This window comes from Pseudomonas eucalypticola (genome assembly GCF_013374995.1).
Classification (GTDB): Bacteria; Pseudomonadota; Gammaproteobacteria; order Pseudomonadales; family Pseudomonadaceae; genus Aquipseudomonas; species Aquipseudomonas eucalypticola.
In genome coordinates this window covers 5,955,878-5,970,592 of record NZ_CP056030.1, presented here as the reverse complement: position 1 = coordinate 5,970,592, position 14,715 = coordinate 5,955,878, and the positions used below count along the sequence as shown (strand labels likewise).

11 protein-coding genes are annotated in these 14,715 nt (G+C 63.4%); 3 read left to right on the top strand and 8 right to left on the bottom strand.

From position 1 onward, the window contains the following. Window positions 1–45 precede the first annotated feature (45 nt). From mdtD to betI, 4 genes are all read right to left on the bottom strand, one after another. Window positions 46–1,467, bottom strand: coding sequence for a multidrug transporter subunit MdtD (gene mdtD, locus HWQ56_RS26790; protein ID WP_158152905.1), 1,422 nt, complete (start codon window positions 1,465–1,467; stop codon window positions 46–48). A 144-nt stretch (window positions 1,468–1,611) separates the two neighbouring features. Next, window positions 1,612–3,303 carry a choline dehydrogenase gene (betA, locus tag HWQ56_RS26785; protein ID WP_176572148.1) on the bottom strand — a complete coding sequence of 564 codons (1,692 nt, stop codon included), beginning with the start codon at window positions 3,301–3,303 and terminating at the stop codon, window positions 1,612–1,614. A 168-nt stretch (window positions 3,304–3,471) separates the two neighbouring features. After that, the gene (gene betB, locus HWQ56_RS26780) at window positions 3,472–4,944 is read right to left on the bottom strand and encodes a betaine-aldehyde dehydrogenase (RefSeq protein WP_176572147.1); all 1,473 of its coding nucleotides are present in this window, start codon (window positions 4,942–4,944) and stop codon (window positions 3,472–3,474) included. A gap of 53 nt (window positions 4,945–4,997) precedes the next feature. Beyond that, a complete protein-coding gene (gene betI, locus HWQ56_RS26775) occupies window positions 4,998–5,591 on the bottom strand; it encodes a transcriptional regulator BetI (protein WP_158152902.1) in 594 nt (197 codons plus the stop codon). Between the two features lie 334 nt (window positions 5,592–5,925). On the opposite strand from betI, the gene HWQ56_RS26770 reads away from it, so the two are divergent. Beyond that, complete coding sequence (locus HWQ56_RS26770; protein WP_233270806.1) at window positions 5,926–7,485, top strand: BCCT family transporter; 1,560 nt, start codon at window positions 5,926–5,928, stop codon at window positions 7,483–7,485. 59 nt (window positions 7,486–7,544) lie between these two features. On the opposite strand, the gene choV is transcribed toward HWQ56_RS26770, so the two are convergent. The 3 genes from choV to HWQ56_RS26755 form a co-directional block, all read right to left on the bottom strand. Beyond that, entirely contained in the window at window positions 7,545–8,723 is a 1,179-nt protein-coding gene (gene choV, locus HWQ56_RS26765; RefSeq protein ID WP_158152900.1) for a choline ABC transporter ATP-binding protein, read from the bottom strand. After that, on the bottom strand, window positions 8,720–9,565 hold the full coding sequence (choW, locus tag HWQ56_RS26760) for a choline ABC transporter permease subunit (RefSeq protein WP_158152899.1): 846 nt from the start codon (window positions 9,563–9,565) through the stop codon (window positions 8,720–8,722). Before choW ends, choV begins: the two co-directional genes overlap by 4 nt. 69 nt (window positions 9,566–9,634) lie before the next feature. Then, on the bottom strand, window positions 9,635–10,582 hold the full coding sequence (locus HWQ56_RS26755) for a choline ABC transporter substrate-binding protein (RefSeq protein ID WP_158152898.1): 948 nt from the start codon (window positions 10,580–10,582) through the stop codon (window positions 9,635–9,637). 445 nt (window positions 10,583–11,027) lie between these two features. Here HWQ56_RS26755 and HWQ56_RS26750 point away from each other — a divergent pair, with 445 nt between their 5' ends. Next, on the top strand, window positions 11,028–12,407 hold the full coding sequence (locus HWQ56_RS26750) for an L-serine ammonia-lyase (protein ID WP_158152897.1): 1,380 nt from the start codon (window positions 11,028–11,030) through the stop codon (window positions 12,405–12,407). A 369-nt stretch (window positions 12,408–12,776) separates the two neighbouring features. Beyond that, window positions 12,777–13,880 carry a choline metabolism transcriptional regulator GbdR gene (gene gbdR / locus HWQ56_RS26745; protein ID WP_158152896.1) on the top strand — a complete coding sequence of 368 codons (1,104 nt, stop codon included), beginning with the start codon at window positions 12,777–12,779 and terminating at the stop codon, window positions 13,878–13,880. Here gbdR and HWQ56_RS26740 read toward each other — a convergent pair. Next, entirely contained in the window at window positions 13,870–14,712 is an 843-nt protein-coding gene (locus HWQ56_RS26740; protein WP_158152895.1) for an amidohydrolase family protein, read from the bottom strand. The two genes, gbdR and HWQ56_RS26740, sit on opposite strands and share 11 nt — an antisense overlap. Between the last annotated feature and the right edge of the window lie 3 nt (window positions 14,713–14,715).

Here is a 14,715-nt window from a genome sequence, read left to right as displayed (position 1 = left end):
CAAAACAAAATGTCGCGCAGTGTACCAGCCCAGTGGCCTTTGGCCCTAAGCCTCTATCTCCGGTTCCGGACGAACAGCGTTGCTGCTGTCCTTTTTGCCGTCGCGGTTGGACAGCTGCACGAAGATCGCCGCGGCCAGCATCGCCATGATGCCGATGGTCAGGAAGGTCAGGTGGAAAGCCTGCAGCACGTTGGTGTCGGCCTCGGTAGTAAAGCCGCCGAGCAGCGCACCGGCGCAGGCCACGCCCAGGCTCAGGGACAGCTGCGCCACCACCGAGAGCAGGCTGTTGCCGCTGCTGGCATTGGCGTCGTCCAGGTCGATCAGGGTCACGGTGTTCATGGCGGTGAACTGCAACGAGTTCACGGCGCCCATGATGCCAAGCTGCACCAGTAGCACGATATACGGCGTGTCCGGCGTCACCAGGCCCAGGCTGGCAAGCATCACCCCCAGTGCCAGGGTGTTGGTGGTCAGCACGACGCGGTAGCCGAAGCGCTCGATCAGCGGCCGTGCCACCGACTTGGCCAGCATGGCCGAGGCGGCCAGGGGGATCATGCTCATGCCAGCCTGGGCGGGCGAATAACCCAGTGCTACTTGCAACAGCAGCGGCACCAGGAACGGCAGGGCGCCGCTGCCCAGCCGGGCGAACAGGTTGCCCAGGATGCCCACCGCGAAGGTGCGGGTCCGGAACAGGGTCGGCGAGAACAGCGGTTCGGGGTCATGGGCGGCACGCACCCAGTAAGCCGCCAGGCAGGCCATGCCCCCGAACAGGAGCAACATGACCCGCAGGTGCGGCAGGTGCAGTTCGCCCAGGCCTTCCATGGCAATGGTGATCAGCACCATGGCGGCGCCGAACATCAGGAAGCCCAGGGTATCGAAGTGCGTGCGGCTGCTGCCGCGCAGGTCCGGCACGATGGTCCACACTGCCCAGCAACCCAGCAGGCCCACGGGCAGGTTGATCAGGAAAATCCAGTGCCAGCTCAGGTATTCCACCATCCAGCCGCCCAGGGTCGGGCCCAGCAGGGGCCCAAGCAGGCCGGGAATTGTCACGAAGCCCAGGATGCGCACCAGCTCCGAGCGCGGGTACGCTCGCAATACCACCAGCCTTCCCACCGGCAGCATCAGCGCGCCACCCAGCCCCTGCAGCACCCGCGAGCACACCAGCACCGTCAGGCTGCTGGAAATGGCGCAGGCCAGCGAACCGAGGCTGAACAGTGCGATGGCGCTGAAGAACACCCGTTTGGTACCGAAGCGGTCGGCGATCCAGCCGGAGGCCGGGATCAGCAGGGCCACGGTGAGCATGTAGGCGATGACCACCGACTGCATGCGCAGCGGGTCTTCGGCCAGGTCACGGGCCATGGCGGGCAGGGCGGTGTTGAGGATGGTGCCGTCCAGCGACTGCATGAAGAAGGCGATGGCGACTACCCAGGGCAGTAGTTTGGCGGTGCGGGGGTCCAGGGCGGTGGGCATGACATCCCTTTTTTGTGTGGTGGGGTGTCTAGCTTAGGTGGCTGCGGTGATTTGTCGCAAGGATTGAGATGGGCAGGCACCCTTTTCCCGCGCTGCGCCCGGTTCCCCTGTAGGGTCGGGCGCAGCGCGGGAAGGGCGACGCGGTTACTGCACTGCGCGCATAGGTGCTTTGCGCACCGGCGCATCCCCGGCCACGTAGTAGTCAGCGGTGCTGCGCGGCAGCGGCTGGCGGCCGCGGATCTTGTCGGCGATCTTCTCGGCGATCATGATCGTCGGCGCGTTGAGGTTGCCGGTGGTGATGATCGGCATGATCGACGCATCGACCACGCGCAGGCTTTGCAGGCCATGCACGCGGCCCTGGCCGTCGACCACCGCCATCTCGTCGGTGCCCATCTTGCACGAGCACGATGGGTGGAACGCCGTCTCGGCGTGCTCGCGCACGAATGTGTCCAGTTCCTCGTCGCTCTGCACCTCGATACCGGGGCTGATCTCGCGGCCACGGAATTCGTCCAGGGCCGGCTGCTGCATGATTTCCCGGGTCAGGCGAATGCCGTCACGGAATTCCTGCCAGTCCTGTTCAGTAGCCATGTAGTTGAAGAGGATGCTCGGGTATTCGCGCGGGTTCTTCGATTTCAGCTGCACGCGGCCGCGGCTCGGCGAACGCATGGAGCCCACGTGGGCCTGGAAACCGTGTTCCTTCACACCGTTGCTGCCGTTGTAATTGATCGCTACTGGCAGGAAGTGGTACTGAATGTTCGGCCATTCGAATTCCGGACGCGAGCGGATGAAACCGCCGGCCTCGAACTGGTTGCTGGCGCCGATGCCGGTACCGTTGAACATCCACTCGGCACCGATGGCCGGCTGGTTCCACCACAGCAGCGATGGGTACAGCGACACTGGCTTGGTGCAGGCGTACTGCAGGTACATTTCCAGGTGGTCTTGCAGGTTCTGGCCCACGCCCGGCAGGTCATGAACCACCGGAATGTCCAGGCTCTCGAGCAAGTCTTTCGGGCCGACGCCGGAACGCTGCAGGATTTGCGGCGAGGCGATGGCGCCGCTGCACAGCAGCACTTCCTTGCGGGCACGGGCTTCGACCGGGGTATTGCTCTCGCCCACCAGGTACGACACGCCCACGGCGCGCTTGCCGTCGAACAGGATGCGATCGGTGAGGGCGTGGGTGACGATGGTCAAGGTGTCGCGCTGCTTGGCGGTGTCCAGGTAGCCACGGGCGGTGCTGGCGCGACGGCCCTTGGGCGTCACGGTGCGGTCCATGGGGCCGAAGCCTTCCTGCTGGTAGCCGTTGAGGTCGTCGGTGCGCGGGTAACCGGCCTGCACACCGGCCTCGACCATGGCGTGGAACAGCGGGTTGTTGCCGGCCTTGGGCGTGGTGACGCTCACCGGACCTTCACCGCCGTGGTAGTCGTTGGGGCCGATGTCGCGGGTTTCCGCCTTGCGGAAGTACGGCAGGCAGTCCAGGTAGGTCCAGTCTTCCAGGCCAGGCAGCTTGGCCCAGCCGTCGTAGTCCATGGCGTTGCCGCGGATGTAGCACATGCCGTTGATCAGCGACGAGCCACCCAGGCCCTTGCCGCGGCCGCATTCCATGCGGCGGTTGTTCATGTGCGGCTCCGGGTCGGTCTCGTACGCCCAGTTGTAGCGGCGGCCCTGCAGCGGGAAGGCCAGGGCGGCGGGCATCTGGGTACGGAAGTCGAAGCGGTAGTCGGGGCCGCCAGCTTCCAGCAGCAGGACAGTGACGCCCTGGTCTTCGGTCAGGCGGGTGGCCAGGGTGTTACCGGCCGAGCCGGCCCCAATGATGATGTAGTCGAATTCTTTGGACATTTCTGCTCCCTCGTTTTGGGTGGGGGAAAATCGTCGTGGGGTTGCGCGGCCCCCGCTCATGTGGGGCCGGGCGTCAGCTCGGGAAGGGGCGCCGCGCTGGATGGCGGTGGCCATTTCCCGAGCTTCGCCCGGTCCACAGGGGAATGGCGGGCCGGGCAGGGGGCGGCTTTAGAACACCGAGGCGTAATCGCCCAGTTCAACCTGGATCGATTTGATCCGGGTGTACTGGTTCAGCGAGCTGATGCCGTTCTCGCGGCCCACGCCCGATTGCTTGTAGCCGCCGACCGGCATTTTGGCGTCGGATTCGCCCCAGGCGTTGATCCAGCAGATACCGGCTTCCAGTTGGTGAATCACGCGGTGGGCGCGGGTCAGGTTCTGGGTGACGATGCCGGCGGCCAGGCCGAAGTCGGTGTCGTTGGCACGGCGGATCACTTCGTCCTCGCTGTCGTAGCCGAGGATGGCCATCACCGGGCCGAAGATCTCTTCGCGCACGATGGTCATGTCGTCACGGCAGTCGGTGAACACGGTCGGGGCCACGTAGGCGCCCTGGGCGAATTCACCCTCGGTCAGGCGCTCGCCGCCGCACAGTACGCGCGCGCCTTCTGCCTTGCCCTTGGCGATGTAGCCCAGCACGCTTTCCATGTGGGCGAAGCTCACCAGGGGGCCGAAGTTGGTGTTTTCGTTTTCCGGGTTGCCTACGCGGATACGCTTCACGCGTTCGACGATCTTGGCTTCGAACGCTGCCTTCAGGGCGTTGGGCACGAACACGCGGGTGCCGTTGGTGCACACCTGGCCCGAGCTGTAGAAGTTGGCCATCATGGCGATGTCGGCGGCGCGGTCCAGGTCGGCGTCGTCGAAAATGATCAGCGGGCTCTTGCCGCCCAGCTCCATGGTCACTTCCTTCAGCGAGCTGCTCGACGCGCTGGCCATGACCTTCTTGCCGGTGTCGGTGCCGCCGGTGAAGGAGATTTTCTCGATGCGCGGGTGCTCGGTCAGCCAGCTGCCCACTTCACGGCCGCTGCCGGTCAGCACGTTGAACACACCGGCTGGCAGGCCGGCTTCGGTGTAGATCTCGGCCAGCTTCAGGGTGGTCAGCGAGGTGACTTCGCTGGGCTTGAAGATCATCGCGTTGCCCGCGGCCAGCGCCGGGGCGGATTTCCACAGAGCGATCTGGATCGGGTAGTTCCAGGCACCGATACCCACGGTCACGCCCAGCGGCTCGCGGCGGGTGTAGACGAACGAGGTGTCGCGCAGCGGGATCTGCTCACCTTCGATGGCAGGCACCAGGCCGGCGTAGTACTCCAGTACGTCGGCACCGGTGACGATGTCCACGTAGCGGGTTTCCGAGTACGCCTTGCCGGTGTCCAGGGTTTCCAAGGCAGCCAGCTCGTCGTTGCGCTCGCGCAGAATGTCCACGGCGCGGCGCAGGATGCGCGAACGCTCCATGGCGGTCATGGCGGCCCAGACTTTCTGGCCTTTTTCGGCGCTGACCACGGCGCGCTCCACATCGGCCTCGGTGGCCCGCTGAACCTGGGCCAGCACTTCGCCGTTGGCCGGGTTGATGGCGTCGAAGGTGGCGTCGCTGGAAGCGTCCACGTAACCGCCGTCAATGTAGAGTTTTTGCAGTTCGAAACGGGCCATAGTGTCCTCGCAAGTGCTTGTCTGGGTAGCGGGCAGATGCGAGCGTGTCACCGCTAGTTCATCTGCTTCGCCAGTTGCTGATCCATGTATTCGTAGGCGATTTGCTGCGCCTGCTCAGTGTCAAAGGCGTCGCCCGAGAGCGCGCCGCGCAACCACAGCCCGTCGATCAGTGCAGCCAGCCCGCGGGCGGCGCTGCGTGCCTGTTCCTGCGGCAATACGCGGCGGAACTGGCAGCACAGGTTGGAATACAGGCGGTGGTCATTGATCCGCTGCAACCGGTGCAAAGACGGCTGGTGCATGCTGGCCGCCCAGAAGGCCAACCAGGTTTTCATCGCCGGGCCGTTGACCTGGCTGGCGTCGAAGTTGCCTTCGATGATCACCTGCAGGTGGGCGCGGGGGCTTTCGTCCCCCAGAGCCTGGCGCCGGGCCCGGACATTTTCGATCAGGGCGTTCATCAGGTAGCGCATGGTCGCTGCGATCAGGCCGTTCTTGTCCTGAAAGTAGTGACTGATGATTCCATTCGAGACCCCCGCCAGGCGGGCGATCAGCGCAATGCTGGCATCTGCCATTCCGACCTGGTCGACCGCCAGCAACGTGGCTTCGATCAACTGCTGGCGGCGTATGGGCTGCATACCGACCTTGGGCATTGAAAACTTCTCCTTTGGCCTTGCGACGGACAGCAAGCCGCCCGTCTCGGCGAAGACCAGTCTATTTTGTTTTGATTGAACGTTCAATCAACAAAGAATAAGCTCTGCGACAATTTGTGCCATTGACATGCTTTGCGGGCGTCCGAGTGGCACAAATGGCACCCCGAAAAAAATCGAGGTGCTTTATATCACTCCTGGGCGTGTGGGTATTGTCCCATTCGCCTAAGGAATGAGTCCCTGTGTGTCCTTCTCTCGCACTGCCTGGAGCATCTGTGCCATGAGTTCTGCCTCCTTGATCAAGAACCCCACCGAAAGGGTTCGGCTCAACCCCGTCGTGTTTTACGCATCGACGATTCTGATACTGCTGCTCACCGCGGTGCTGATCGCCGCGCCCCAACAGGCCGGGCATATGCTCGGCCAGGCCCAGGATTGGCTGTCGAAAAGTTTTGGCTGGTATTACATGCTGGTCATCGGTGCCTACCTGGTGTTCGTGGTGGGCCTGGCGTTCACGTCGTTCGGCAAACTGAAGCTGGGCACCAAGGACGATACCCCCGACTTCAGCTATGGCGCCTGGGCGGGCATGCTGTTCTCCTCTGGCATCGGCATTTCCCTGCTGTACTTCGGTGCATCGGAGCCGCTGGATCACTTTTTCAACCCGCCCGAGGGCGTTTCGGCCAGCAGTGCTGCCGCTCGTCAGGCCGTGCAACTGACCTTCCTGCACTGGGGCCTGCATGGCTGGGCCATCTATGCGCTGGTAGGCCTGGCGGTGGCGTATTTCGCCTACCGGCACAATCAGCCGCTGGCGCTGCGCTCGGCGCTGTACCCGCTGGTAGGGCAGCGCTGGGTCAAGGGCCTGGCCGGTGATGCGGTGGACGGGTTCGGCATGTTCGTGACCCTGCTGGGCCTGGTGACCAACCTGGGCATCGGTGCCATGCAGGTGTCCTCGGGCCTGGAACACCTGTTCGGCATGCAGCACAACAACACCAACCTGCTGATCGTGATCCTGGTGATGAGCACGGTGGCGACCATCGCCGCGGTGTCGGGGGTAGAGAACGGCATCCGTCGCCTGTCGAACCTGAACATCATCCTGTTCAGCGGCCTGCTGCTGTTCGTGCTGCTGGCCGGTGACACGCTGCACCTGCTCAATGGCTTCATCCAGAATATCGGCGACTACCTCAATGGCGTGGTGCTGAAAACCTTCGACCTGTACGTGTACACCGGCGACACCGCCAAGTCGGAACGCTGGTTGGGCCTGTGGACCCTGTTCTACTGGGCCTGGTGGATTTCCTGGGCGCCATTCGTGGGCATGTTCATCGCACGTATTTCCCGTGGCCGCACCGTGCGTGAACTGGTGTTCGGCGTGTTGCTGATTCCGTTGGGTTTCACCCTGGCGTGGCTGTCGGTGTTCGGCAATACCGCCCTGGACCTGGTGATGAACCAGAACGTAGCAGAGCTGGGCAAGACCGCGCTGGAGCAGCCGTCCATGGCCATGTACCAGTTGCTGGACCACTTCCCGGCGTCGAAGATCGTCATCGGCGTGGCCATTTTCGTCGGCTTCGTGCTGTTCCTCACCCCGGCGGACTCCGGCGCGGTGATGATGGCCAACCTGTCGTGCAAAGGCGGCGATGTGGATGAAGATGCCCCTCACTGGCTGCGTATCCTCTGGTCGGCGATCATTACCCTGGTGACCATCGGCCTGCTGTTCGCAGGCAACTTCGAAGCCATGCAGACCATGGTGGTACTGGCGGGCCTGCCGTTCTCGGTGGTGCTGTTGCTGTTCATGTGGGGCCTGGTCAAGGCCATGAAGCAGGACGCCAAGGCTGAAGAGGACCGCTTGGAGCAAATGCAGGCCGAGTTGCTGGCACTGGGTGGGCGCGAGTTCATCCGCCGTTGACGTAGCGCCTGTTCAGGCCTCATCGCGAGCAACGCTTGCTCGCGATGAGGCTATCAGCTTCACCCCAGGTTCTTGCCCAACAGCGCGTGATACAGCTCGCTGTCACCCAATATCCCTACCACCCGATTGTTGTCGTGAAGCACCAGTTTGTTGCCCGTCTGGTAGCGAATCTGCAAGGCATCGCGCATGCCGATGTCGGCACCCACCAGGGTCGGCTGGCGGCCCAGGCCTTCGACCGCTTGGCCCGGTGCCCAGTTTTGCAGGTCCAGCACCCCGGCGCCCTGGCGCGCACCTTTGATGGTGTTGCCCTCGGCCAGGTCTATCCAGGAGTCGCCACCCGGGTCCAGGCACACTGAGCCGTTGATGCGTTTGCAGTTCTCCAGCGTGCGCATCAGGCTGCGGCCGCACAGTACGTTGAGCGGGTTGGTATGGGCGACGAACGTGCGCACGTAGTCGTCGGCGGGGTTGAGCACGATTTCTTCAGGCTTGCTGTACTGGATGATCTTGCCGTCTTTCATGATGGCGATGCGGGTGCCCAGTTTCAGCGCTTCGTCCAGGTCATGGCTGACGAAGACGATGGTCTTGCTCAGCTTGTTCTGCAGGGCCAGCAGTTCGTCCTGCAGGCCTTGGCGAATCAGCGGGTCGAGGGCGGAGAACGGTTCGTCCATCAGCAGAATGTCGGCGTCCATGGCCAGCGCACGGGCCAGGCCCACACGCTGCTGCATGCCGCCGGACAACTCGTCGGGCTTCTTGTTGCGCCATTGGGTCAGGCCCACCAGCTCCAGCTTCTCGTCCACCAGCTGGCGCCGTTCCTTCTCGGGGCGGCCCTGCATTTCCAGGCCGAAGCTGATGTTCTCGCGCACCGTCAGCCAGGGCATCAGGGCGAACTTCTGGAACACCATGGCGATGCGCTTGGTGCGCATCATCTTCAATTCTGCCGGCGTGCAGTGGGCGATGTCGATCTGCGCCCCTTCATGCTCGATGTACAGGTTGCCGCGGCTGACGGTGTTGAGGCCGTTGATGCAGCGCAGCAGGCTGGACTTGCCTGAGCCCGACAGCCCCATCAGTACGCAGATCTCGCCTTTGTTGATGTCCAGGCTGGCTTTCTCGACGCCCACCACCAGGCCGGTCTTTTTCAGGATCTGGTCCCGCGAGAGGCCTTGGTCCAGCAGGCTGAGCGCCTCCCGCGGTTTATTGGAGAAGACGACGTCTACCTGGTCGAAGCGGATTATGCTCATGCGTCACCCCCTACTTTTGCATCGGGTTGTTTGCAGATACGGTCGAGCATGATCGCCAGCAGCACGATTGCCAGGCCGGCTTCGAAGCCCAGGGCGATATCGGCCGTGTTCAGTGCGTTGACCACAGGTTTGCCCAGGCCATCGGCACCCACCAGCGCAGCGATGACCACCATCGACAGCGACAGCATGATGCACTGGGTAATGCCGGCGGCAATGCTCGGCATGGCATGGGGCAGTTCAATGCGCGATAGCAGTTGGCGGCGCGAGCAGCCGAAGGCCTTGCCCGCGTCCAGCAGTTCATGGGGCACGTCGCGGATGCCCAGGTAAGTCAGGCGGATGGGCGCGGCAATGGCGAACACCACCGTGGAAATCAGCCCCGGCACCACGCCCAGGCCGAACAGTGTCAGGGTAGGGATCAGGTACACGAAAGTGGGCACGGTCTGCATCAGGTCGAGCACGGGGCGCATCATGGTGTAGAACATCGGCTTGTGCGCCGCGACAATTCCCAGCGGGACGCCGATGGCCACGCACACCAGAGTGGCGAACAGCACCTGGGCCAGGGTTTCCATGGTTTCCTGCCAGTACCCCAGGTTGAGGATCAGCAGGAATGACAGCACCACGAAAGCGGTCAGCCCCCACTTGCGCTGGATGAAATGCGCCAGTGCGGCAATCAGCGCGATCAATACCAGTGGGTTGAACCAGGTCAGGCCATAGGTCAGGCCGTGGATCATGGCTTCGAGGGTGGAAGAAATGGCGTCGAAGGTGGTGGCGCCATGCTTCGTCAACCAGTCGACGAAACCGGCGATGTATTCGCCCAAGGGGATTTTATGATCAGTCAGCATGGTAGTGAACGTCCGCATGCAAGTTGAAAGAACGGCTTGCGGCGGGTGCGCCCGCCGCAAGTTCTGCGGTTACTGCGCCAGTTTGGCTTTGGCGGCCTCCAGGCCCGGTTTGCCGTCCACGGTGGTCACGCCCGCGAGCCAGGTTTCCAGTACCTGCGGGTTTTTCTTCAGCCAGGCCTTGGCGGCGGCGTCCGGCTTCATCTTGTCGTCCAGCACATTACCCATCAGCGAGCTTTCCATGGGCAGGGTGAACGACAGGTTCTTCAGCAACTGGCCGACGTTGCTGCACTCCTGGGTGTAGCCCTTGCGCACGTTGGTGTAGATGGTCGCCTGGCCGAAGTTGGGGCCGAAGTAGTCGTCACCCCCGGTCAGGTACTTGATCTTGAAGCGGGTGTTCATGGGGTGCGGTTCCCAGCCCAGGAACACCACGGCGGTATTGCGCCGCTGCGCACGGTCCACCTGGCTCAGCATTCCGGCCTCACTGGATTCCACCACCTTGAAGCCTGCATCCTTCAGGCCAAAGGCGTTCTTGTCGATCATGCTCTGGATCAGACGGTTGCCGTCGTTGCCCGGCTCGATGCCGTAGATCTTGCCGTCCAGTTCCTTCTTGAATTTGGCGATGTCGGCGAAGTCATGCAGGCCCTTGTCGTACAGCTCCTGCGGTACGGCCAGGGTGTATTTGGCGTTTTCCAGGTTGGCGCGCACGGTTTCCACGGTGCCGGCGTCGCGGTATGGCTTGATGTCGTTTTCCATGGTCGGCATCCAGTTGCCGAGGAATACGTCCATGTTCTTGCCGTCGGCCAGGGACTTGTAGGTCACGGGGACGGAAATCATGGTGGTGTTGGTCTTGTAGCCCAGCGACTGCAACACGGCGCTGGTCACCGCGGTGGTGACGGTAATGTCGGTCCAGCCGACGTCGGAGAAATTCACGGTCTGGCACTGGGCCGGTTCGGCGGCCTGGGCCAGCATCGGCAGACTCAACATGGCGGCCAACAACAACGATGGTGAACCTTTCATGGGGTTGCGCTCCTGGATGTTTTTTCTCGGGCGGCCTGCTCAGGCTGACCCGCTTTCTGGTCGCGGTTGGGTGGCGGGCAGCGCTTGAACGAGACAGCGCTAACCGGGTGCCGTGCAATCGAGTCGAGACTGATCATGTACCAGTGAAAAACCGTCGCCTACAGGGGGGGTCGTAACCAGTACATAGGGGGTCGCTTCCAGTGCCGGTGGTGTCGTTTACAGATTTTCCGAACCCTGCAAGCGTGGTTTTCGACCGCGGGCATCGCTGAAAACGCCTTCCTGTGGGCGTGGGCGCTGGTGGGCATGGGCGGGTCGGTTGCAGACGTCGCACCCGTGGCAGGAAGCCTGATGATGAAGGCAATCCGGCGCACGCCGCTCAAGCGTAGCAGTTGCGCCAGTGGCCGCAGTGGCGGCCCGGTCTGCCCAATTCAGGAGGTGCTCGGCAATGGCGATCAGCGTGTTTGACCTGTTCAAGATAGGCATCGGGCCGTCCAGCTCCCACACGGTGGGGCCTATGCGTGCCGCCGCCCTGTTCGTGCAGGGCCTGCGTGAGCGCGGTGAGCTGGAACAGGTGCAACGCGTCGAGGTGCGCCTGTACGGTTCGCTGTCCGCCACGGGGGTCGGCCACGGCAGCGACAACGCGGTCATCATGGGGCTGATGGGCGAATGGCCCGATGCAGTGGACCCTTCCACGATCGGCCTGCACATCGCCACCCTGCGTGAAACCGACACGCTGCAACTGGCGGGTGCCCGGGCAATCCCCTTCGTGTGGCAGCGCGACATGCTGTTGCTGGACGAAAACCTGCCCTACCACCCCAACGCCATGACCCTGGTCGCCGAAACCGCCGAAGGTCGCCCATTGCACCGCGATACCTACTATTCGGTGGGGGGCGGCTTCGTCGTCGATTCAGCCCAAGCGGCCAGTGGCGTGCTGGACGCCGACAACACGGTGTTGCCCTACGACTTCAATACGGCGGTCGAACTGCTGGAGTTGTGCGAGAAAAACGACTTGCGCGTGTCGCAGTTGATGATGGCGAATGAAAAGGTATGGCGCAGCGAGGAGGAGATTCGCGCCGGCCTGATGAAACTCTGGCATGCCATGCAGGATTGCGTGGAGCATGGCCTCAAGCACGAGGGCATCCTGCCCGGCGGCCTCAATGTGCGGCGGCGCGCGGCGCGCCTGCACCGTAGCCTGCAAGAGCTGAACAAGCCCAACGTGATCGGCTCCACCATGAGCGCCATGGAATGGGTGAACCTGTTCGCCCTGGCGGTCAACGAAGAGAATGCCGCGGGCGGGCGCATGGTCACGGCACCGACCAACGGCGCGGCGGGGATCATCCCTGCGGTGCTGCATTACTACATGAAGTTCAGCGACGAGGTCAGCGAGGCCAACGTCGTTGACTACCTGTTGGCGGCTGCGGCCATTGGCATCCTGTGCAAGAAGAATGCATCCATTTCGGGCGCCGAGGTAGGGTGCCAGGGCGAGGTCGGCTCAGCCTGTGCCATGGCCGCCGCCGGCTTGGCGGAAATCCTCGGCGCCACCCCGGCGCAATTGGAGAATGCCGCGGAAATCGGCCTGGAGCACAACCTCGGTCTGACCTGCGACCCGGTCGGCGGCCTGGTGCAGGTGCCGTGCATCGAGCGCAACGCCATTGCCGCGGTGAAAGCCATCAATGCCGCGCAGATGGCCCTGCGCGGTGACGGCCAGCACTTTATCTCCTTGGACAGGGTGATCCGCACCATGCGCGACACCGGCGCCGACATGCATGACAAGTACAAGGAAACCTCGCGTGGCGGCCTGGCGGTCAGCGCCATCGAATGTTGAACCTTTTTCGCCCACTCCCGGTTTCCCTCGCGACGTTTTGGCGCGTTTAGCCTCGTACGATCGTTCCTACGGCGGCCAGTCGCTGGCTGCCGTCCTCCCGTGCTTGCGGTGACACTGTTGCGCGGCCACCGCCCGTCGCTTCACACAAGTGCTACCGAATTGCTCACAGCCCTTGGGCGCCGCCATGGGTGGCATTTTGCCTTGTGCGGCAACTGGCCGCAGAGCGACGTCGTTTTCAGGAGTAATTGAATGGGCATTCAATTTCAGGCATGGCATTTGCGTTGTCATTGCAAAGCCCTCCTGCGAGCAGGGCGATAAGAAGAGCCTCCGCCTGAGGCCATCACCCGCTTTGAGTGAGGAGATACCGCGATGACGTCGTTCAACTCCGGGGCCCAACCCCAGACCCGTACGCCTCAATCCATCGGCTTTCTGCTGCTGGATAATTTCACGCTGATTTCCCTGGCCTCCGCAGTCGAACCGCTGCGCATGGCCAACCAGCTGTCCGGCCGCGAGCTGTATCGCTGGACCACCCTGAGCGTGGACGGCGGGCAGGTGTGGGCCAGCGACGGCCTGCAGATCACCCCGGACGCGGCCATGCACAAGGCGCCGGCCATGGACACGGTGATTGTGTGCGGCGGTATCGGCATACAGCGCACGGTCACCCGCGAGCACGTCACCTGGCTGCAAAGCCAGGCCCGCCAGTCCAAGCGCCTGGGCGCGGTGTGTACCGGCAGCTGGGCGCTGGCGTGCGCCGGTCTGCTCGACGGTTTCGATTGCAGCGTGCACTGGGAATGCCTGGCCTCCATGCAGGAGGCTTTCCCGCGGGTGGCCATGAGCACGCGCCTGTTCACCCTGGACCGCAACCGTTTCACCAGCTCGGGCGGCACCGCGCCGCTGGACATGATGCTGCACCTGATCAGCCGCGACCATGGTCGCGAGCTGTCGGCGGCCATCTCGGAGATGTTCGTCTACGAGCGCATTCGCAATGAACAGGACCACCAGCGCGTGCCGCTCAAGCACATGCTGGGCACCAACCAGCCGAAGCTGCAGGAAATCGTCGCGCTGATGGAAGCCAACCTGGAAGAGCCCATCGACCTGGATGAGCTGGCGGTGTACGTGTCGGTTTCGCGCCGCCAGCTGGAGCGGCTGTTCCAGAAGTACCTGCATTGCTCGCCGTCGCGTTATTACCTCAAGCTGCGCTTGATCCGCGCCCGGCAACTGCTCAAGCAGACGCCCATGTCGATCATCGAGGTGGCGTCGGTCTGCGGGTTCGTGTCTACGCCGCACTTTTCCAAGTGCTACCGCGAATACTTCGGCATTCCGCCACGTGACGAGCGCGTGGGGTCCAACACCACCCAGCAAGTGGCGATGATGCCGATCCCGCAGGCCATGGTGCTGGCGCCGCTGTCGGGGCCGATGTCGGCGTTGAGCCAGGCGCGCAACGAGTCGACGTTCGCCAGCGTCAGGATCTGAGGCTATCGGCGAAGCCGAACAGATGCTTGGGCGTGCTCCACAGTATCTGTTCGCGCACGGTTTCATCCGGGAACAACTGCTCTAGCAGCAGCAACAGGCTGCCGATGTCCATGCGTTCGTTGGCGCGCAGGAACGGCCAGTCCGAACCCCACATGCAGCGCTCGGCCCCGAACGCTTCCAGCAGTGCCCGTTGGTAGGGATGGCCGTCGGACCAGGGATAGGCTTGGCGGGAAAACTTCGACAGCCCCGACAACTTCACGAAGGTGCGTTCCTGGCCGGCCAGCGCCAGCAGCGCCTGGAACGCCGGCTGGTCAACGCCGGCGCGTACGTCCGGGCGGCCACTGTGGTCGATCAGCAGCGGCGTGCGGTTGCGCTTGAGCAATGGCATCAACGCGGGCAACTGATCGTCCATCACCTGCACCTGGGCGAACAGCTCCAGTTCGGCCAGGCGCCCCATCAGGCCGTCCACATCCAGGAACGGTGCGGTGCCGAGCATGGCGACGTTGAACGCGATGCCGACCACGCCCTGCGCCTTGAGCGCCGCCAGCTCATCGCTGGCGATATCCAGCGGCACCACCGCGATGCCCTTGGACCGCCCCGGGCGTTCGGCGAGCGCCGCCAGCAGGCAGCGGTTATCGGTGTTGTAGCCCGACGTAGGGCCCACGATCAACGAGTGGCGAATGTTGTAGGCCTGCATCACCGCGCTGTAATGCGCTGCGGTACCCAGTTCATGGCCCTCGGGGCGGTACTGGGTATCGGCCACGTACGGAAACCGGGCAGGGTCGAAGATGTGGTGGTGGCAGTCGATCTTGGGTTGGGTCAATACGCTCATGAA

Bases quoted from the DNA above. Each gene is read 5' to 3' on its own strand.
- mdtD (WP_158152905.1), bottom strand. From the start codon at position 1,467: ATGCCCACCGCCCTGGACCCCCGCACCGCCAAACTACTGCCCTGGGTA.
- betA (WP_176572148.1), bottom strand. From the start codon at position 3,303: ATGTCCAAAGAATTCGACTACATCATCATTGGGGCCGGCTCGGCCGGT.
- betB (WP_176572147.1), bottom strand. From the start codon at position 4,944: ATGGCCCGTTTCGAACTGCAAAAACTCTACATTGACGGCGGTTACGTG.
- betI (WP_158152902.1), bottom strand. From the start codon at position 5,591: ATGCCCAAGGTCGGTATGCAGCCCATACGCCGCCAGCAGTTGATCGAA.
- choV (WP_158152900.1), bottom strand. From the start codon at position 8,723: ATGAGCATAATCCGCTTCGACCAGGTAGACGTCGTCTTCTCCAATAAA.
- choW (WP_158152899.1), bottom strand. From the start codon at position 9,565: ATGCTGACTGATCATAAAATCCCCTTGGGCGAATACATCGCCGGTTTC.
- HWQ56_RS26755 (WP_158152898.1), bottom strand. From the start codon at position 10,582: ATGAAAGGTTCACCATCGTTGTTGTTGGCCGCCATGTTGAGTCTGCCG.
- HWQ56_RS26750 (WP_158152897.1), top strand. From the start codon at position 11,028: ATGGCGATCAGCGTGTTTGACCTGTTCAAGATAGGCATCGGGCCGTCC.
- gbdR (WP_158152896.1), top strand. From the start codon at position 12,777: ATGACGTCGTTCAACTCCGGGGCCCAACCCCAGACCCGTACGCCTCAA.
- HWQ56_RS26740 (WP_158152895.1), bottom strand. From the start codon at position 14,712: ATGAGCGTATTGACCCAACCCAAGATCGACTGCCACCACCACATCTTC.